At 56.9% G+C, this 16,760-nt stretch carries 24 protein-coding genes; 11 read left to right on the top strand and 13 right to left on the bottom strand.

The features are described from left to right. The first annotated feature begins 7 nt into the window (after nt 1–7). Entirely contained in the window at nt 8–661 is a 654-nt protein-coding gene (elbB, locus tag ACOI6Z_RS08780; RefSeq protein ID WP_023291132.1) for an isoprenoid biosynthesis glyoxalase ElbB, read from the top strand. Further along, nucleotides 658–1,383 (top strand): monofunctional biosynthetic peptidoglycan transglycosylase, encoded by a 726-nt coding sequence (gene mtgA, locus ACOI6Z_RS08775; RefSeq protein WP_023291131.1) that lies wholly within the window; start codon nt 658–660, stop codon nt 1,381–1,383. Before elbB ends, mtgA begins: the two co-directional genes overlap by 4 nt. 63 nt (nt 1,384–1,446) lie before the next feature. Here the strand turns inward: mtgA and npr are convergent, their stop codons facing one another. From npr to ACOI6Z_RS08720, 11 genes are all read right to left on the bottom strand, one after another. Beyond that, nucleotides 1,447–1,719 (bottom strand): PTS phosphocarrier protein NPr, encoded by a 273-nt coding sequence (gene npr / locus ACOI6Z_RS08770; protein ID WP_002918431.1) that lies wholly within the window; start codon nt 1,717–1,719, stop codon nt 1,447–1,449. Further along, nucleotides 1,716–2,570: an RNase adapter RapZ gene (gene rapZ, locus ACOI6Z_RS08765; protein WP_004206208.1), complete on the bottom strand. Its 855-nt coding sequence runs from the start codon at nt 2,568–2,570 to the stop codon at nt 1,716–1,718. Before rapZ ends, npr begins: the two co-directional genes overlap by 4 nt. Before the next feature lie 45 nt (nt 2,571–2,615). Next, the gene (ptsN, locus tag ACOI6Z_RS08760) at nt 2,616–3,104 is read right to left on the bottom strand and encodes a PTS IIA-like nitrogen regulatory protein PtsN (protein ID WP_004144926.1); all 489 of its coding nucleotides are present in this window, start codon (nt 3,102–3,104) and stop codon (nt 2,616–2,618) included. A 70-nt stretch (nt 3,105–3,174) separates the two neighbouring features. Further along, on the bottom strand, nt 3,175–3,462 hold the full coding sequence (gene hpf, locus ACOI6Z_RS08755; protein ID WP_004206206.1) for a ribosome hibernation promoting factor: 288 nt from the start codon (nt 3,460–3,462) through the stop codon (nt 3,175–3,177). Between the two features lie 22 nt (nt 3,463–3,484). Further along, nucleotides 3,485–4,918 (bottom strand): RNA polymerase factor sigma-54, encoded by a 1,434-nt coding sequence (gene rpoN / locus ACOI6Z_RS08750; RefSeq protein ID WP_004206204.1) that lies wholly within the window; start codon nt 4,916–4,918, stop codon nt 3,485–3,487. A 47-nt stretch (nt 4,919–4,965) separates the two neighbouring features. Then, a complete protein-coding gene (gene lptB / locus ACOI6Z_RS08745; RefSeq protein ID WP_004206203.1) occupies nt 4,966–5,691 on the bottom strand; it encodes an LPS export ABC transporter ATP-binding protein in 726 nt (241 codons plus the stop codon). 6 nt (nt 5,692–5,697) lie between these two features. Further along, on the bottom strand, nt 5,698–6,243 hold the full coding sequence (gene lptA, locus ACOI6Z_RS08740; RefSeq protein WP_002918415.1) for a lipopolysaccharide ABC transporter substrate-binding protein LptA: 546 nt from the start codon (nt 6,241–6,243) through the stop codon (nt 5,698–5,700). Continuing rightward, entirely contained in the window at nt 6,212–6,787 is a 576-nt protein-coding gene (lptC, locus tag ACOI6Z_RS08735; RefSeq protein WP_002918413.1) for an LPS export ABC transporter periplasmic protein LptC, read from the bottom strand. The genes lptA and lptC overlap by 32 nt, the downstream gene beginning before the upstream one ends. Continuing rightward, a complete protein-coding gene (kdsC, locus tag ACOI6Z_RS08730; protein WP_023291129.1) occupies nt 6,784–7,350 on the bottom strand; it encodes a 3-deoxy-manno-octulosonate-8-phosphatase KdsC in 567 nt (188 codons plus the stop codon). The genes lptC and kdsC overlap by 4 nt, the downstream gene beginning before the upstream one ends. Nucleotides 7,351–7,364: 14 nt before the next feature. Then, nucleotides 7,365–8,369 (bottom strand): arabinose-5-phosphate isomerase KdsD, encoded by a 1,005-nt coding sequence (gene kdsD, locus ACOI6Z_RS08725; RefSeq protein WP_369707981.1) that lies wholly within the window; start codon nt 8,367–8,369, stop codon nt 7,365–7,367. Continuing rightward, the gene (locus tag ACOI6Z_RS08720; RefSeq protein ID WP_023291127.1) at nt 8,366–9,343 is read right to left on the bottom strand and encodes a calcium/sodium antiporter; all 978 of its coding nucleotides are present in this window, start codon (nt 9,341–9,343) and stop codon (nt 8,366–8,368) included. Before ACOI6Z_RS08720 ends, kdsD begins: the two co-directional genes overlap by 4 nt. Before the next feature lie 209 nt (nt 9,344–9,552). On the opposite strand from ACOI6Z_RS08720, the gene mlaF reads away from it, so the two are divergent. From mlaF to murA, 7 genes are all read left to right on the top strand, one after another. Then, the gene (gene mlaF / locus ACOI6Z_RS08715) at nt 9,553–10,365 is read left to right on the top strand and encodes a phospholipid ABC transporter ATP-binding protein MlaF (RefSeq protein WP_004206196.1); all 813 of its coding nucleotides are present in this window, start codon (nt 9,553–9,555) and stop codon (nt 10,363–10,365) included. A gap of 7 nt (nt 10,366–10,372) precedes the next feature. Further along, a complete protein-coding gene (gene mlaE, locus ACOI6Z_RS08710; RefSeq protein ID WP_004150949.1) occupies nt 10,373–11,155 on the top strand; it encodes a lipid asymmetry maintenance ABC transporter permease subunit MlaE in 783 nt (260 codons plus the stop codon). A 4-nt stretch (nt 11,156–11,159) separates the two neighbouring features. Further along, nucleotides 11,160–11,711 carry an outer membrane lipid asymmetry maintenance protein MlaD gene (gene mlaD / locus ACOI6Z_RS08705; protein ID WP_065812776.1) on the top strand — a complete coding sequence of 184 codons (552 nt, stop codon included), beginning with the start codon at nt 11,160–11,162 and terminating at the stop codon, nt 11,709–11,711. An 18-nt stretch (nt 11,712–11,729) separates the two neighbouring features. Further along, nucleotides 11,730–12,365: a phospholipid-binding protein MlaC gene (gene mlaC, locus ACOI6Z_RS08700; RefSeq protein WP_023291126.1), complete on the top strand. Its 636-nt coding sequence runs from the start codon at nt 11,730–11,732 to the stop codon at nt 12,363–12,365. Continuing rightward, nucleotides 12,365–12,655 carry a lipid asymmetry maintenance protein MlaB gene (gene mlaB, locus ACOI6Z_RS08695; RefSeq protein ID WP_023291125.1) on the top strand — a complete coding sequence of 97 codons (291 nt, stop codon included), beginning with the start codon at nt 12,365–12,367 and terminating at the stop codon, nt 12,653–12,655. Before mlaC ends, mlaB begins: the two co-directional genes overlap by 1 nt. A 136-nt stretch (nt 12,656–12,791) precedes the next feature. Then, entirely contained in the window at nt 12,792–13,046 is a 255-nt protein-coding gene (ibaG, locus tag ACOI6Z_RS08690) for a BolA family iron metabolism protein IbaG (protein ID WP_004144910.1), read from the top strand. Between the two features lie 53 nt (nt 13,047–13,099). Beyond that, nucleotides 13,100–14,359 (top strand): UDP-N-acetylglucosamine 1-carboxyvinyltransferase, encoded by a 1,260-nt coding sequence (gene murA / locus ACOI6Z_RS08685; protein ID WP_023291124.1) that lies wholly within the window; start codon nt 13,100–13,102, stop codon nt 14,357–14,359. A 54-nt stretch (nt 14,360–14,413) separates the two neighbouring features. On the opposite strand, the gene sfsB is transcribed toward murA, so the two are convergent. Both sfsB and ispB read right to left on the bottom strand, forming a co-directional pair. Beyond that, on the bottom strand, nt 14,414–14,686 hold the full coding sequence (gene sfsB, locus ACOI6Z_RS08680) for a DNA-binding transcriptional regulator SfsB (RefSeq protein WP_004206189.1): 273 nt from the start codon (nt 14,684–14,686) through the stop codon (nt 14,414–14,416). A gap of 197 nt (nt 14,687–14,883) precedes the next feature. After that, complete coding sequence (gene ispB / locus ACOI6Z_RS08675; protein ID WP_023291123.1) at nt 14,884–15,855, bottom strand: octaprenyl diphosphate synthase; 972 nt, start codon at nt 15,853–15,855, stop codon at nt 14,884–14,886. 260 nt (nt 15,856–16,115) lie between these two features. Here ispB and rplU point away from each other — a divergent pair, with 260 nt between their 5' ends. Together rplU and rpmA are read left to right on the top strand one after the other, a co-directional pair. After that, the gene (gene rplU, locus ACOI6Z_RS08670) at nt 16,116–16,427 is read left to right on the top strand and encodes a 50S ribosomal protein L21 (protein ID WP_002918379.1); all 312 of its coding nucleotides are present in this window, start codon (nt 16,116–16,118) and stop codon (nt 16,425–16,427) included. Nucleotides 16,428–16,447: 20 nt separating this feature from the next. Then, nucleotides 16,448–16,705: a 50S ribosomal protein L27 gene (gene rpmA / locus ACOI6Z_RS08665; protein ID WP_002434222.1), complete on the top strand. Its 258-nt coding sequence runs from the start codon at nt 16,448–16,450 to the stop codon at nt 16,703–16,705. The last annotated feature ends 55 nt before the right edge of the window (nt 16,706–16,760 follow it).

Raw genomic sequence — 16,760 nt, 5'->3', positions numbered from 1 at the left:
GAAGGCGATGAAAAAAATTGGTGTGGTACTGAGCGGCTGCGGCGTGTACGACGGCAGTGAAATTCATGAGGCAGTGATTACCCTGCTGGCGATCGCGCGCAACGGCGCGCAGGCGGTCTGCTTTGCGCCCGATAAACCGCAGCGCGACGTCATCAACCATCTGACGGGCGAACCGTTGACCGAGCAACGCAACGTGCTGGTTGAAGCGGCGCGCATCGCCCGCGGCGACATCCTGCCGCTGGCGCAGGCGCGTGAGGAGACGCTGGACGCGCTGATCGTCCCCGGCGGCTTCGGCGCGGCGAAAAACTTAAGCAGCTTCGCCGCCGAGGGCAGCGAATGCGAGGTGGACCGCGACCTGCGGGCCCTGACGCTGGCGATGCATCAGGCCGGCAAGCCGCTGGGCTTTATGTGCATCGCTCCGGCGCTGCTGCCGAAGATCTTTGCGTTTCCGCTGCGGATGACTATCGGGACCGATCTCGACACCGCCGATGTGGTGGAGGAGATGGGGGCGGAGCATGTGCCTTGCCCGGTCGACGACATCGTGGTGGATGAAGAGAACAAAGTGGTTACCACTCCGGCGTATATGCTGGCGGAGAATATTGCGCAAGCCGCTACCGGGATCGAAAAACTGGTCGCCCGCGTGCTGGCGCTGAGCGCATGAAGCTCCGCATTGCGCCCTTCGCGCTGCTTAAACGACTGGCGCTGCGTCTGCTGCTGATCGCCGCCGTCTTCTGGGGCGGGGGGATCGCGCTGTTTAGCGTGCTGCCGGTGCCCTTTTCGGCGGTCATGCTTGAGCGGCAGGTTAGCGCCTGGCTGTCCGGAGATGTCCACTATCTGGCGCACTCCGACTGGGTCGCCATGGATAACATCTCCCCGTGGATGGGGCTGGCGGTGATTGCCGCCGAAGATCAGAAGTTCCCGGAACATTGGGGGTTTGACGTCCCGGCGATAGAAAAGGCGCTGGCGCACAATGAGCGTCACGATACCCGCATTCGCGGCGCATCAACGCTGTCGCAGCAGACGGCGAAAAACCTGTTTCTGTGGGATGGACGTAGCTGGCTGCGCAAGGGGCTGGAGGCCGGGTTGACCGTCGGCATGGAAACCGTGTGGAGTAAAAAGCGGATCCTGACCGTCTACCTGAATATTGCCGAGTTTGGCGATGGGATTTTTGGCGTGGAAGCGGCCGCCCAGCGCTATTTTCATAAGCCCGCCAGCCAGTTGACGCCGGGGGAAGCGGCTCTGCTGGCCGCGGTGCTGCCAAACCCGATCCGCTATCGCGCCGACGCGCCTTCGGGCTATGTGCGCAACCGCCAGGCCTGGATCTTACGTCAGATGCGACAGCTGGGTGGGGAAGGGTTCATGCGTGAGCATAAGCTCTATTAGCGGGTTAATCCGGCGCCGGGGCTGGTACAGTCGCCAGTCGTCCGTCGCCGGGAAGCATCACGTTTAATCTTCGTCAAACCCGGCATTAAACAGGGCAATCACCGCGGCGAGGGCTTCCACTTCCTGCGGACCGCTGGCCTCCACCTCTATCTGCCGTCCTTTCGCCGAGTCCAGCATCAGCAGGGCAATGACGCTGTTGGCTTCCGCCTCCGTGCCTTCATCATTGCGCAGCAACACCTCGGCATCGAAATTCTGCATTAGTTCGAACAGCTTCATCGCCGGGCGTGCGTGCATGCCCAGCTTATTGGTGATTTCAACGGTCTGCTTTACGGTCATGATTTACGTTTTTCCAGCGTCCGATGACGAGACTGTACGTTTTTGCCGCGCGAGCGGAAGTAGTCAGCCAGTTGTTCAGCAATATAAACCGAACGATGTTTACCGCCGGTACAGCCAATGGCCACCGTCAGATAGCTGCGATTGTTGGTCTCCAGCATCGGTAACCATAGCTCAAGATAGCTCCGGGTCTGGTAAATAAAGTTGTGCACTTCGGTGTGCCGATCGAGGAAGGCGGCCACCGGTTTATCCAGACCGGTCATAGGACGCAGCTTCGGATCCCAGTGCGGGTTTGGCAGAAAGCGCACGTCAAAGACGTAATCGGCATCGATCGGGATACCGTGCTTAAAGCCGAAGGATTCGAAGACCATGGTCAGTTCGCGTTCACGTTTACCCAGCAGCCGGGTGCGCAACATTTCCGCCAGCTCGTGAACCGACATCTCCGAGGTATCGACAATCAGGTCGGCCCGCGAGCGCAGGGGCTCCAGCAGATCGCTCTCTTCGTCGATGGCGCTTTCCAGCGACAAATTCTTGCTCGACAGTGGATGCAGGCGACGGGTGTCGCTGTATCGACGGATCAGCGTGTTGCGATCGGCATCGAGAAACAGCAGCTGCGGCGAAAAGCACTCCGGCAGGTTTTTCATGGCCTGCTCGAAGATCTCCGGTGATTCCGGCATGTTCCGCACGTCGATGCTGACGGCCGCCGAAATATTGCGGTCAGCCAGCGACCGTGCCAGATCGGGCAGCAGCACGACCGGCAGGTTATCCACGCAGTAAAAGCCCATATCTTCCAGCGCTCGCAGAGCGACGGATTTACCCGAGCCCGAGCGGCCGCTGACGATCATCAGTACCATGTACCGTTTCTCCTCAGTACGATAAAGGATAAGGTGCGACTGCCGTTATGCGTCATCGCTGCTTCCTGCTTCGGTGATGATCTCATACAACTCTTCATCGCTCTGCGCCGCGCGCAGGCGACGACAAATCGCTTTGTCGGCCAGCCGTTTGGCCACCAGGGAGAGCGTATGCAGGTGGGTTTTTGTCTGATCGGCCGGCACCAGCAGCGCGAACAGCAGGTCGACAGGCTGATTGTCGATCGCGTCGAAGGCGATGGGGGTTTCCAGCTGGACAAAAACGCCGACAGCACGCAGCGTATCCTCTTCCAGTTTTCCGTGGGGAATGGCGATACCATTGCCAATCCCGGTACTGCCCATTTTTTCGCGGGTGAGGATCGCTTCGAACACCACCTGCGGCGGCAAACTTAACTGTTTGGCGGCCAGTTCGCTAATGATTTCCAGAGCACGCTTCTTGCTCTGGCAGTGAACCTGGCTACGGGTACATTCCTGGTTCAGGACGTTGCTCAGTTGTAGAGCCGAATCGTTGTTCATCATAATTTCACCTGAGCGCCCCCGCGCCCGTCGCCGATGTTCACTGACGGCGGACGCAGGGGGGCCCGGACAATTAGTGTTGTTTTAGTTTATCTTTATGCTTCGTTAACTGCCTTGCCAGCTTGTCGATAAGACCATCGACAGCCGCATACATATCCTGCCCTTCCGCACTGGCATGGATTTCGCCACCGTTGACATGCAGATTCGCGTCCGCAATTTGCGTCACTTTCTCTACTTTTAACACAATATAGACCTGATTGATCCGGTCGAAAAATTGTTCCAGCTTGCTGAACTTCGCCGTGACGAAGTCGCGCATCGCGGGAGTGATCTCGACGTTGTGTCCTGTAATGTTGAGCTGCATAGTGTCTTCCTTATCGGTTGTGTCAGACCAGTTGTTTACGCTGGTTTGACGGCGGGATGGATAAAGACTCTCTGTACTTCGCGACAGTGCGGCGCGCGACCATGATACCCTGCTCGGACAACATGGAGGTGAGCTTACTGTCGCTCAACGGCTTCGCGGGGTTTTCCGCGGCGATGAGTTTCTTCACCAGCGCGCGAATCGCCGTCGACGAGGCTTCGCCGCCGCCTTCGGTATTAACATGGCTGGAGAAGAAATACTTCAGTTCAAAAATACCGCGCGGACTGTGCAGATATTTTTGCGTGGTGACACGGGAAATCGTCGATTCATGCATCTCGACGGCCTGGGCGATATCGGCCAGCACCATCGGCTTCATATACTCTTCACCCTGTTCGAAAAAAGCCTGCTGCTGTTCTACGATGCAGCGGCTGACGCGAAGCAGGGTGTCGTTGCGGCTTTCAAGACTTTTGATCAGCCAGCGGGCTTCCTGAAGATTGCTGCGAATGAACTGGCCGTCGGCGTCATTGCGGGCGCTGTTGCCCATTGCCGCATACTGCTGATTAATTTTCAGCCGTGGAATGCTGTCGGCGTTGAGCTCCACGGTCCAGCGGCCGCTGACCTTGCGCACCAGCACGTCGGGAATGACATATTCCGGTTCGCTGGTTTGAATGGACTGGCCAGGACGGGGATCCAGGGACTGGATCAGATTTACCGCCTCTTTCAGCACCTCTTCTTTCAGGCGGGTCACCCGCATCAGGGTGCGGAAATCATGGTTGGCCAGAAGATCGAGATGATCGCTGATAATCAGCCGGGCCTCTTCCAGCCATGGCGTCTCTTTGGCGAACTGCGAGAGCTGGATCAGCAGGCAGTCGCGCAGATCTTTCGCCGCGACGCCAACCGGATCGAAACGCTGGATGCGCTTCAGGACGGCTTCCACTTCTTCGAGGCCGATCTCCTCATCGCCGATGCTGTCGACGATATCTTCAATCTGAACGGTGAGGTAGCCCGTATCGTCGACGGCGTCGACAATGGAGGTGGCGATGGCGCGGTCGGTATCGGTGAAGGGCGTCAGCTCGACCTGCCACATCAGGTAATCCTGCAGCGTCTGGGTGGTCTCGCCTTGATAAACGGGGAGTTCGTCGTCCTGATAGTCCACGCCGTTGCCTGACGGCGTACCGGCGGTATAGATTTCATCCCAGCTGGCATCGAGAGGAAGCTCGTCGGGCATCTCTTTTTGCTCAAGCGCGTCGACGGTATCGAGAGACTCGCGGTCCTCCACCTCTTTCGCCTCTACCTCGTCGTGAAGATCGGTTTGCTCAAGCAACGGGTTACTTTCCAGCGCTTGCTGGAGCTCTTGCTGGAGTTCTAACGTGGACAACTGCAGCAAACGAATCGCCTGCTGCAGCTGCGGCGTCATGGCAAGCTGTTGGCTAAGCCTTAATTGCAAACCTTGCTTCATGTTCAGGGTAAATATCTCCGGCTAAAACGTCTGTAACCTCTACCCTATCAGAGTCTGAAGTCTTCCCCAAGATACACGCGCTTAACCTGCTCATCTTCGAGGATCTGCTGCGGTGTACCATGAGCGATAAGGTGTCCCTGACTGACAATATACGCGCGTTCGCAGACGGCGAGCGTCTCTCTGACGTTATGATCGGTAATCAGTACGCCGAGGCCGCTGTCGCGCAAATGCTCAATGATGCGTTTGATATCGATAACCGAGATCGGATCCACGCCGGCAAAGGGTTCATCCAGAAGAATAAATTTCGGGTTTGCCGCCAGCGCGCGGGCGATTTCGACGCGGCGGCGTTCGCCACCGGAGAGCGCCTGACCGAGGCTGTCGCGCAGGTGCTCAATATGAAACTCTTCCATCAGCTCTTTGGCGCGATCTTCCCGCTGTTCGCTGCTCAAATCGTCACGGATCTGCAGGACCGCCATCAGGTTGTCATAGACGCTCAGGCGACGGAAAATCGAGGCTTCCTGCGGCAGATAGCCGATCCCCCGGCGCGCGCGCGCGTGCAGCGGCAGCAGGCTGATGTCTTCGTCATCAATGATGATATTGCCCGCGTCGCGCGGCACAATCCCGACCACCATGTAGAAGGTGGTGGTTTTACCGGCGCCGTTGGGGCCGAGCAAGCCGACAATCTCCCCCGAGTTAACGGTGAGACTGACATCTTCCACCACGCGGCGGCCTTTATACGCTTTAGCGAGATTCTTCGCAGTTAAGGTTGCCATAACGGATTAGTTACTCTTCTTTTGCTGGTTGCCGCTTTTGTCTTGCAGCTCGGACGGCACCAGAACGGTGGTGACGCGTCGACCTTTGTCGCTGAAGGCCTGCATTTTTTGCTCTTTCACCAGATAGGTGATCTTGTCGCCCTTGATGTTACTGTCGAGCTGTTCAAGGTACGCGTTGCCGGTCAGCACGACGTAATCGTTCTGCAGCTCATAGCGCATTTTCGACGCCCGGCCTTTTACCGGTTTGCCGTTATCCTGCATCTGGTAGAAGGTGGCCGGGTTACCGAAACCTTCGATCACCTCTTTACCTTTTTCATTGCCCGGACGGGTGACTACCACTTTATCAGCGTTAATCTTGATCGTCCCCTGAGTCACGACCACGTTACCGGTGAAGGTGACGACGTTGCCCTGCATATCCAGCGACTGCTGATCGGATTCGATATGGATCGGCTGATCGGTATCGCCCGTCTTGGCGAGGGCCGGCAGGCTGGCGGCCAGTAACGCGCCGGCGAGCGCAATCTTAAGGCTGAGTTTGTTTGTTCTGAATTTCATAAGAGGTTCTCACCTTTTCAATCAGCTCGGCATTTTTGCTGCGAAGGTTTCCACGCATTTTCAGGCCGCTGGAATTAAATGTGGTGCCGTATAACGTCACCATGTCATCGGAGGTAACGTCCTGCGTTACCAGATTTATCTGGGCGTTATCCGTCGTAATTTTGCGCAGTTGAGAGTCTGGCGCGAGCGCATTCACCTCAACGTGCCCGTAAAGATAGAGCATCCGGTCATTTGTCAGCTTCGCTTTATCAGCCCTGACTGACCAGGTCGGCACCTTATTGGTATCAAAGGTGGTCATCACCGGTTTGGTAAACCAGGAGACCTCCTGATCGGAAAAATACTCCACGTGCTCGGCGATCAGCCGATAGCTCAGGGCGCCTTCCGGACTGTACACCACGGTGTCAGTGTGTTCGCTTTTATACGTCGGGTCGTTGGGATTGACCTCCGGCTGGGCCGTGTCGTCCGTATTCGCCAGATTCAGGCCGATGAGGATCAGCGCAAGCAGCGACAGTAAAATGATAACCCAACGTCTGGTTTTACTCATATTGATTGCCCTTTGGCCTCATCCAGCTTGCCCTGCGCCAATAGTAACAAATCGCAGACTTCGCGTACCGCGCCGCGTCCGCCATTAATCCGGGTGATGTAATCGGCGCGCGGCAGCAGCAGCGGATGCGCATCCGCGACGGCGACGCTGAGGCCCACTTCGGCCATCACCGGCCAGTCAATCAGATCGTCGCCGATGTAGGCGACTTCCTCTGGCCGCACGCTCAGTTTGTCAATGAGATCGCGGAACGCCAGCAGCTTGTCCGACTGCCCCTGATACAAATGCGTAATGCCCAGCGTCTGACAGCGATCTTCTACCAGTTTAGCTTTTCGTCCGGTAATAATCGCCACTTCAATGCCAGAGGTCAGCGCGCAGCGGATACCATAGCCATCGCGGACGTTGAACGCTTTCAGCTCCTCGCCGTGATTACCCATATAGATAAGCCCGTCGGATAATACACCGTCGACATCGAGGATCAGTAGACGGATCTTAGCCGCGCGATCGAGAAACGTCTGGCTTACCGGCCCATAGCAGGTCGCTAACTGAGCATCAGCATTATTCATTATTTTTTCCTTACTTACACTACGCCCGCGCGCAGGAGATCGTGCATATGTACCACACCCAGCAGATGGTCGCCATCGGCAACCAGCACGCAGGTGATATGACGGGATTGCATCAGGTTTAGCGCATCCACCGCCAGGGTGCCGGGACGGATGCGGATCCCTCCCCGGGTCATGACGTCGGCAATGCTGGCATCGCGCATATCGACGCCGGTGTCGAAGACCCGGCGCAGGTCACCATCGGTAAAGATACCGATGATGTTCATGTCGTCATCGCAGATAGCGGTCATACCTAAATTTTTACGAGTGATTTCCAGCAGCGCATCGCGCAGGGTGGCCTGCAGGCCGACGTGCGGGATCTCATCACCGGTATGCATAATATCATTGACGCGCAGCAACAGCTTACGACCGAGTGCGCCGCCCGGATGCGAGAGAGCGAAATCCTCAGCGGTAAAGCCGCGAGCCTCCAGCAGGGCGACGGCGAGGGCATCGCCCATCACCAGCGCGGCGGTGGTGCTGGAGGTGGGGGCCAGCCCTAATGGACAAGCCTCTTTCGGCACTTTCACGCACAGATGGATATCCGCCGCGCGCGCCATGCTGCTTTCAGGCCGGCTGGTGATGCAGATAAGCTTCACCTGCTGGCGTTTCAGGACCGGGATCAGCGCGAGGATTTCGTTCGATTCGCCGGAGTTCGACAGCGCAATCACCACGTCCTGCGGCGTAACCATGCCCAAATCGCCGTGCGCGGCTTCGCCAGGGTGGACAAAAAATGCCGACGTGCCGGTACTGGCGAAGGTTGCCGCCATCTTGCGGCCAATATGGCCGGATTTGCCCATCCCCATCACCACGACTTTCCCGCCGCAGCGGAAAATCGTTTCGCAGGCGCGGGTGAAATCTTCATTTATATATTGATCGAGCTGGGCCAGACCTTCACGTTCAATTTCCAGCACCTGACGGCCGGCCTGTTGAAAGTCAAAATCCGTGGGCAAATCTATTTGCGACATGATGTTATCCCGAGTCATTCAACGAAGAGCGGCGCTGTCCAGAACAGCATCGCCAACCAAACCACAAAACCACCGACCAGCAGCGCGCCAACCAGTCGTCCCGGCTGCTGCCTACGGCGCCAGCACAGCACCGCGAAGATCAGGCTGACCAGCAACATCACGCCATAGTCGCGGGTAAAGGCTTCCGCCGCAAAGGCTCCCGGCGCGATCAGCGCCGGCAAACCCAGCACCAGCGCAATATTGAGGATATTCGCGCCGATGATATTGCCGATGGCAATGTCATCTTCCCCTTTGCGCGCCCCGGCGATGGCGGTGGCCAGCTCCGGCAGGCTGGTGCCTATCGCCACTACCGTCAGGCCGACGGTTAGTTCGCTGATGGCAAAATAATTTGCCAGCACCGTGCTGTTATCCACCACCATGCGGGTGGCCATCGGCATGACGATCATCGCCACCCCTAACCACAGCAGAGCGACCGGCAGCGACCCTTCACGCGGCAGTTCCGCCAGCTGTTCGCGGGTCAGGCTATCGCTTCCCTGGCGTTCCGCCAGACGGGCAATCTTGATGGTGAACAGCAGCCATAGCAGCGCCAGCGCCAGTAAAAACAGGCCGTCGAGACGGGACAGTTGACCATCATAGAGCACCAGCCCCGCCAGCACGCTGACCAGCAACATTAGCGGTAATTCGCGGCGCAGAATATCAGAATGCACGGTAAATGGCCTGAGTAAGGCAGCCAGACCGAGGATCAGGAGAATATTGGTGATATTGGAGCCGAGCGCGGTGCCCACCGCCAGATCGGTCTGCCCATGCAGCGAGGCCGCGGTGGAAACCATGATCTCTGGCAGGCTGGTGCCAATACTCACCACCGTCATACCGATGATCAGCGGCGGGATCCCCAACATGCGACAAAGGATGGAGGCGGCATAGACCAGACGATCGGCGCTGTAGACAACCAGCAATAAACCAATAATTAACAGAGCCGTCGCTAAGAGCATCTAAAGTCCTTTCTTCAGGTATAATCGTCGCCTCGCTGGGTTATCCCTACGCAGCGTAACGAATTCTTAATTTTGACTTTATGCGTGCCAAAAGTAAAACAAATGCCAGCTTTCGCTAACCTGTGCAGGTAAGATTCTGTAAAAATGTTGTGATTGTGGCGTAAGAAAGGGCGATGCTTGCCCATCAGGTGCTTAGTAAGGATGATTTTATGAGCCAAACTCAGGCGAATTTAGTTGAAGTGCGCGGTATCCGCTTTTCTCGCGGCGATCGCGTGATCTTCGACGACATCTCGCTGTCGGTGCCGCGCGGTAAAATTACTGCGATTATGGGACCTTCGGGGATCGGCAAGACTACCCTGTTACGCCTGATCGGCGGACAGATCCCGCCGGACAGGGGAGAGATCCTGTTCGATGGCGAGAACGTGCCGCAGATGACCCGTTCACGTCTGTACACGGTGCGTAAGCGGATGAGCATGCTGTTCCAGTCCGGGGCGCTGTTTACCGACCTGAATGTTTTTGACAACGTCGCCTACCCGCTGCGCGAACATACGCATCTGCCGCCTGCGCTGCTGCATACGACGGTGATGATGAAGCTGGAGGCGGTGGGGCTGCGCGGTGCGGCGAAGTTAATGCCCTCCGAGCTTTCCGGCGGCATGGCGCGCCGCGCCGCCCTGGCGAGGGCCATCGCCCTGGAGCCGGATCTCATTATGTTCGACGAACCGTTCGTCGGGCAGGATCCCATCACCATGGGCGTGCTGGTGAAGCTGATTTCTGAACTCAACAGCACGCTGGGCGTCACCTGCATCGTGGTTTCGCACGATGTGCCTGAGGTGCTGAGCATCGCGGACTATGCGTATATCGTGGCGGATAAAAAGATTGTCGCCCACGGCAGCGCCCAGTCGCTACGGGAGAATGCCGACCCTCGGGTTCGTCAGTTCATTGATGGTATTGCCGACGGCCCGGTGCCGTTCCGTTATCCGGCTGGCGACTATCACCATGATTTATTAGGCATAGGGAGTTGAGCGACTGATGCTGTTTAATGCGCTGGCCGCGCTAGGCCATCGCGGTATTAAAACCACCGCGACCTTTGGACGCGCCGGATTAATGCTGTTTAACGCCGTTGTCGGCAAACCAGAGTTTCGCAAGCACGCGCCGCTGCTGGTTCGTCAACTCTACAACGTCGGCGTTCTGTCGATGCTGATTATCATTGTATCGGGCCTGTTTATCGGTATGGTGCTCGGGCTGCAGGGTTATCTGGTCTTAACCACCTACAGCGCAGAGACCAGTCTTGGCATGCTGGTGGCGCTGTCGCTGCTGCGCGAGCTGGGGCCGGTGGTCGCCGCGCTGCTGTTTGCCGGTCGCGCCGGGTCGGCGCTGACCGCCGAGATTGGCCTGATGCGGGCTACGGAACAGCTCTCCAGTATGGAGATGATGGCGGTGGATCCGCTGCGCCGCGTCATTTCTCCCCGTTTCTGGGCCGGCGTCATTTCGCTGCCGCTGCTGACGATTATCTTCGTCGCGGTGGGGATCTGGGGGGGCGCGCTGGTGGGCGTGAGCTGGAAGGGCATTGACGGTGGTTTTTTCTGGACCGCGATGCAAAATGCCGTCGACTGGCGAATGGATCTGGTGAACTGCCTGATTAAGAGCCTGGTATTTGCCATTACGGTAACCTGGATTGCGTTATTCAATGGTTATGACGCTATCCCCACTTCCGCCGGGATTAGCCGGGCGACTACACGCACCGTGGTGCATGCGTCGCTGGCGGTTCTGGGGCTGGATTTTGTGCTGACTGCGCTGATGTTTGGGAATTGAGTTCATGCAAACGAAAAAAAATGAAATCTGGGTAGGGGTGTTCTTACTGGTGGCGCTGCTGGCGGCGCTGTTTGTCTGCCTGAAGGCGGCAAACGTCACCTCGTTACGTACCGAGCCGACTTACCGTCTTTACGCGACCTTCGATAATATCGGCGGCCTGAAAGCGCGCTCGCCGGTGCGCATCGGCGGTGTGGTTGTTGGCCGCGTGGCGGACATCACCCTCGACCCGAAAACCTATCTGCCGCGCGTGGAGCTCGATATTGATGAGCGCTACAACCATATCCCAGATACCAGTTCCCTGGCGATCCGCACCTCTGGCCTGCTGGGCGAGCAGTATCTGGCGCTGAACGTCGGTTTTGAAGACCCGGAGCTCGGGACGACTATCCTTAAAGACGGCGGTACTATCCAGGACACCAAGTCCGCCATGGTGCTGGAAGATCTGATTGGTCAGTTCCTTTATAACAGCAAGGGCGGCGACAATCAGAATTCTGGCAATGATAAGGCCGAGGCAGAAGGTCATACTGACGCGACGCCGGCAGCCGGCACGACGCATTAATTTCAGGAGAAATACGATATGTTTAAACGCTTACTCATGGTCGCCATGCTGGTGATTGCCCCGCTGACCGCGGTCCAGGCGGCAGACCAGTCCAATCCGTATAAGCTGATGAATGAAGCGGCGCAGAAAACCTTCGATCGCCTGAAGAATGAACAGCCGAAGATCAAGGCCAACCCTAACTATCTGCGCGACATCGTCGACCAGGAGCTTCTGCCGTATGTGCAGGTGAAGTATGCCGGCGCGCTGGTGCTGGGCCGCTATTACAAAGAAGCCACCCCGGCGCAGCGTGAAGCCTATTTTGCCGCCTTCCGTGAATACCTGAAGCAGGCCTATGGCCAGGCGCTGGCCATGTACCACGGTCAGACCTACCAGATTGCCCCGGAACAGCCGCTGGGCAGCGCGACCATCATTCCGATCCGTGTCACCATCCTCGACCCGAATGGCCGTCCGCCGGTACGTCTCGACTTCCAGTGGCGTAAAAACACCCAGACCGGCAACTGGCAGGCCTACGATATGATCGCGGAAGGGGTCAGCATGATCACCACCAAACAAAATGAGTGGAGCGATCTGCTGCGTACCAAGGGCGTTGATGGCCTGACCGCGCAGCTGAAAGCGATCTCCGCTCAGCCGATCACCCTGGAACAGAAAAAATAATGAGCGGGCAGCTGAGCTGGACTCGTGATGGCGAGACGCTGGCGCTGCACGGAGAGCTGGATCAGGATCTGCTGGTCCCGCTCTGGGAGGCACGCGCCCAGGCAACGGCGGGGACAGCGATCATCGATCTCAGCCAGACCACGCGCGTGGACACGGCGGGCCTGGCGCTGTTAGTGCATTTTGTCGCGCTGATTCGCCGCCAGGGCCGGGAAGCGCAGCTGATCGGCAAGAGCGAAAATCTGCAAACGCTGGTCGGTCTTTACAACCTGCCTGCCGATATGATCCCATAATCTTTTCAGTGCCTTAGCGCTGAAGCTATTCCGAAAGCCCCGGCAATCTTTTCGCCGGGGCTTTTTGCTTGTTTAAGACCGCGCCACTTTCCTCTAAGATGTTGGGCTGTTTTCACTATCAGATAAATTTGAGCCCATGGAAAATCATGAAATTCAGACCGTGCTGATGAACGCACTCCCCCTCCAGGAAGTCCACGTCTCTGGCGATGGCAGCCACTTTCAGGTTATTGCTGTGGGTGAGATGTTCGATGGCATGAGTCGGGTTAAAAAGCAGCAGAGCGTCTACGCGCCGCTGATGGAATATATTGCTGACAACCGCATCCATGCGCTGTCGATCAAGGCCTTTACTCCGCAGGAGTGGGCGCGAGACCGCAAACTAAATGGCTTCTAAGCTGTGGGGGATCCCCTGCAGCGTATGTGAATTTTTAATAGAGAACAGAATCAATGGATAAATTCCGTGTTCAGGGGCCGACTCGCCTTCAGGGCGAAGTCACCATCTCCGGTGCAAAAAACGCCGCCCTGCCAATCCTCTTTTCCGCGCTGCTTGCCGAAGAGCCGGTAGAGATCCAGAACGTACCTAAGCTGAAAGATATCGATACCACCATGAAGTTGCTGAGTCAGCTGGGCGCGAAGGTAGAGCGCAATGGTTCGGTGTGGATTGACGCCGGCCCGGTCGATGTATTCTGTGCACCGTACGATCTGGTGAAAACCATGCGCGCCTCCATCTGGGCGCTGGGCCCGCTGGTGGCGCGTTTCGGTCAGGGACAAGTTTCTCTGCCTGGCGGCTGCGCCATCGGCGCGCGTCCGGTCGATCTGCATATTAGCGGGCTGGAACAGCTGGGCGCCGAGATCAAACTGGAAGAAGGTTATGTTAAAGCCTCGGTCAATGGTCGTTTGAAAGGCGCGCATATCGTGATGGATAAAGTGAGCGTCGGCGCCACTGTCACTATCATGAGCGCAGCGACCCTCGCCGAGGGGACGACGATTATCGAAAACGCCGCTCGCGAGCCGGAGATCGTCGATACCGCGAACTTCCTTAACGCGCTGGGCGCAAAAATCAGCGGCCAGGGCACCGATCGCATCACCATCGAAGGCGTGCAGCGTCTGGGCGGCGGCGTTTACCGCGTGCTGCCGGACCGTATTGAAACCGGGACCTTCCTGGTTGCCGCAGCCATTTCCGGCGGCAAGATCCTCTGCCGTCACGCGCAACCAGATACCCTGGACGCCGTACTGGCGAAGCTGCGCGACGCCGGAGCGGACATCGAAACGGGCGAAGACTGGATCAGCCTTGATATGCACGGCAACCGTCCGAAAGCGGTTAACGTGCGTACCGCGCCGCATCCGGGCTTCCCGACCGATATGCAGGCCCAGTTCACGCTGCTCAACCTGGTCGCGGAAGGGACCGGCGTGATCACCGAAACGATCTTTGAAAACCGCTTTATGCACATTCCGGAACTGATCCGTATGGGCGCCCACGCGGAGATCGAGAGCAATACCGCGATCTGTCACGGCGTGGAGCAGCTTTCGGGCGCGCAGGTGATGGCGACCGATTTGCGTGCCTCGGCGAGCCTCGTGCTGGCAGGTTGTATCGCTGAGGGAACCACCATCGTCGATCGCATCTATCATATCGATCGTGGCTATGAGCGTATCGAAGATAAACTGCAGGCGCTGGGTGCCAATATTCAGCGCGTGAAAGGCGAGTAACCGCATCCTGTCAGGGCCCGGGCGTCTATCCCGGGTCCTTGTCGAACAATCACATCACTTGTCCATCTTCTTTTGACGCATCATCTGCGTTCTGTCGATAAACTCATGCGTTACCGGATCATGGTAGCGTGACGGCCAGATGACCCACGGCTGTGTATCCAGCGCCGTGGCGATGATTAATTCGCCTTTCGGCCAGGGGCGGGTCAGGGCGTTCGCCAGCGTTGAAGAACTCAGACCGTGCCGTCGCGACTCTGCCGCCAGCGATGTTCCCCGTTTACGTAATCCCGCAACAATATCTGCGGGATGCCAGTCGATGAACTTATCCATAAATTCTCCTGGTGATAAAGATCCTGATCGGCCCATATGGGCGACGGGGACACTATACCCGCGCACCAGGTAAGGTTCTAACAAGTTCTGTTAAAGCGCCGGAATATTCAGAATGTATCAAGGTATCCGGAAATTTACGGTAGGGAATGGGTTTTTACTGGAACTTTCCCGCGCATTGCGCGGGAAGGGGGAGGGGATTAATGATCGCGCTGAACCGCGATATGCGCCAGCCCGATCAAGGCTTCACGCCAGGGGGTGTCAGGGAGAACCTGCAGCGCGGCAATCGCTTTGTCAGCTTCTTCTTCGGCACGTTTCTGCGTCCATTCCAGCGAACCGCAGGCAGCCATCGTTTCCAGGACGGCATCCAGCAGATGGCGGCCGTTGCCCTGCTCGATTGCCCCGCGAATCATCGCCGATTGATCGGCGGTACCATGGTGCATGGCGTGCAGCAGCGGTAGCGTCGGTTTGCCTTCGTTGAGGTCGTCACCGACGTTTTTACCAAGCCGCTCTCCGTCGGAGCTGTAATCGAGTAAATCGTCGATCAGCTGGAAAGCGGTGCCGAGATAGCGGCCATAATCCTGCAACGCGCGCTCTTCTTCCGCAGTGCAGTCGGCCAGTAATCCCGCACACTGCGAGGCAGCCTCAAACAGACGCGCCGTCTTGCTGTAGATGACGCGCATGTAGTTCTCTTCCGTGATATCCGGGTCATTGACGTTCATCAGCTGCAGCACTTCGCCTTCGGCAATGACGTTCACCGCTTCCGACATGACCTCGAGGATCTTCAGCGAGCCCAACTGGGTCATCATCTGAAAGGCGCGGGTATAGATAAAATCGCCGACCAGCACGCTGGCGGCATTGCCAAACGCCGCATTTGCCGTGGCTTTGCCGCGACGCATATCAGACTCATCGACGACGTCGTCATGCAGCAGGGTGGCGGTATGAATAAATTCAATCAGCGCAGCAATGGTGACATGCGCGCTCCCCTGATAACCCACCGCGCGGGCGGCGAGCACAGCAATCATCGGGCGAATGCGTTTGCCGCCGCCGCTGACGATGTAATAGCCTAACTGATTGATAAGCTGAACATCGGAGTTGAGTTGCTCAAGAATCGTCGCATTGACACCCGCCATATCTTGCGCGGTTAACTCATTGATTTTTTCTAAATTCATCGCAAAAGCCGGGCCAAATGTCCTGTTACCATGAATCCAGGTGGGATCACAGAAGGATTAAGACAGAATTAAAAGAAGTTATGATTGTACTGAAAAATTGCCGTAGATAAACGTTGTCGTGAAAGTTGTGTTTTTTTTCTGCATTGATCGCTAATCGCTCTTGTCAAAGGCTCGCGTTTTGCGTAATATTCGCGCCCTATTGTGAATATTTATAGCGCACTCTGAATCACACGAAGAGGTGCGCGGAAGCGGAGTTTTATATGTACGCGGTTTTCCAAAGTGGTGGTAAACAACACCGAGTAAGCGAAGGTCAGACCGTTCGCCTGGAAAAGCTGGACATCGCAACTGGCGAAGCTGTTGAGTTCGCTGAAGTGCTGATGATCGCAAACGGTGAAGAAATCAAGATCGGCGTTCCTTTCGTTGAGGGCGGCGTAATCAAAGCTGAAGTTGTTGCTCACGGTCGTGGCGAGAAAGTTAAAATCGTTAAGTTTCGTCGTCGTAAACACTATCGTAAGCAGCAGGGCCATCGTCAGTGGTTCACTGATGTGAAAATCACTGGCATCAGCGCCTAAGACCTGAGGAGTAGATTTAAATGGCACATAAAAAGGCTGGCGGCTCGACTCGTAACGGTCGCGATTCAGAAGCTAAACGTCTGGGCGTAAAACGTTTCGGCGGTGAAGCAGTTCTGGCAGGTAGCATCATCGTTCGTCAACGTGGTACCAAATTCCACGCTGGCACCAACGTTGGTTGCGGCCGTGACCACACTCTGTTCGCTTTGACTGACGGTAAAGTCAAGTTCGAAGTTAAAGGCCCGAAAAACCGTAAATTCATCAGCATCGTTGCTGAATAAGTTTTTCGCGTCCCGGTAACGGATGAAAGCCCCGCAACACGTTGCGGGGCTTTTT

The organism is Klebsiella sp. C239 (assembly GCF_048822715.1).
Classification (GTDB): Bacteria; Pseudomonadota; Gammaproteobacteria; order Enterobacterales; family Enterobacteriaceae; genus Klebsiella; species Klebsiella quasipneumoniae.
Note: the sequence above shows the minus strand (reverse complement) of the source record. Positions and strands in the feature narration are given on the sequence as shown.

Coding starts and splice junctions, on each gene's coding strand:
- hpf (WP_004206206.1), bottom strand. CDS start 3,462: ATGCAGCTCAACATTACAGGACACAACGTCGAGATCACTCCCGCGATG.
- ispB (WP_023291123.1), bottom strand. CDS start 15,855: ATGAATTTAGAAAAAATCAATGAGTTAACCGCGCAAGATATGGCGGGT.
- mlaE (WP_004150949.1), top strand. CDS start 10,373: ATGCTGTTTAATGCGCTGGCCGCGCTAGGCCATCGCGGTATTAAAACC.
- mlaD (WP_065812776.1), top strand. CDS start 11,160: ATGCAAACGAAAAAAAATGAAATCTGGGTAGGGGTGTTCTTACTGGTG.
- murA (WP_023291124.1), top strand. CDS start 13,100: ATGGATAAATTCCGTGTTCAGGGGCCGACTCGCCTTCAGGGCGAAGTC.
- rpmA (WP_002434222.1), top strand. CDS start 16,448: ATGGCACATAAAAAGGCTGGCGGCTCGACTCGTAACGGTCGCGATTCA.
- lptC (WP_002918413.1), bottom strand. CDS start 6,787: ATGAGTAAAACCAGACGTTGGGTTATCATTTTACTGTCGCTGCTTGCG.
- rplU (WP_002918379.1), top strand. CDS start 16,116: ATGTACGCGGTTTTCCAAAGTGGTGGTAAACAACACCGAGTAAGCGAA.
- mtgA (WP_023291131.1), top strand. CDS start 658: ATGAAGCTCCGCATTGCGCCCTTCGCGCTGCTTAAACGACTGGCGCTG.
- rpoN (WP_004206204.1), bottom strand. CDS start 4,918: ATGAAGCAAGGTTTGCAATTAAGGCTTAGCCAACAGCTTGCCATGACG.
- lptB (WP_004206203.1), bottom strand. CDS start 5,691: ATGGCAACCTTAACTGCGAAGAATCTCGCTAAAGCGTATAAAGGCCGC.
- lptA (WP_002918415.1), bottom strand. CDS start 6,243: ATGAAATTCAGAACAAACAAACTCAGCCTTAAGATTGCGCTCGCCGGC.
- mlaF (WP_004206196.1), top strand. CDS start 9,553: ATGAGCCAAACTCAGGCGAATTTAGTTGAAGTGCGCGGTATCCGCTTT.
- sfsB (WP_004206189.1), bottom strand. CDS start 14,686: ATGGATAAGTTCATCGACTGGCATCCCGCAGATATTGTTGCGGGATTA.
- mlaC (WP_023291126.1), top strand. CDS start 11,730: ATGTTTAAACGCTTACTCATGGTCGCCATGCTGGTGATTGCCCCGCTG.
- npr (WP_002918431.1), bottom strand. CDS start 1,719: ATGACCGTAAAGCAGACCGTTGAAATCACCAATAAGCTGGGCATGCAC.
- kdsC (WP_023291129.1), bottom strand. CDS start 7,350: ATGAATAATGCTGATGCTCAGTTAGCGACCTGCTATGGGCCGGTAAGC.
- elbB (WP_023291132.1), top strand. CDS start 8: ATGAAAAAAATTGGTGTGGTACTGAGCGGCTGCGGCGTGTACGACGGC.
- kdsD (WP_369707981.1), bottom strand. CDS start 8,369: ATGACTCGGGATAACATCATGTCGCAAATAGATTTGCCCACGGATTTT.
- ibaG (WP_004144910.1), top strand. CDS start 12,792: ATGGAAAATCATGAAATTCAGACCGTGCTGATGAACGCACTCCCCCTC.
- mlaB (WP_023291125.1), top strand. CDS start 12,365: ATGAGCGGGCAGCTGAGCTGGACTCGTGATGGCGAGACGCTGGCGCTG.
- ptsN (WP_004144926.1), bottom strand. CDS start 3,104: ATGATGAACAACGATTCGGCTCTACAACTGAGCAACGTCCTGAACCAG.
- ACOI6Z_RS08720 (WP_023291127.1), bottom strand. CDS start 9,343: ATGCTCTTAGCGACGGCTCTGTTAATTATTGGTTTATTGCTGGTTGTC.
- rapZ (WP_004206208.1), bottom strand. CDS start 2,570: ATGGTACTGATGATCGTCAGCGGCCGCTCGGGCTCGGGTAAATCCGTC.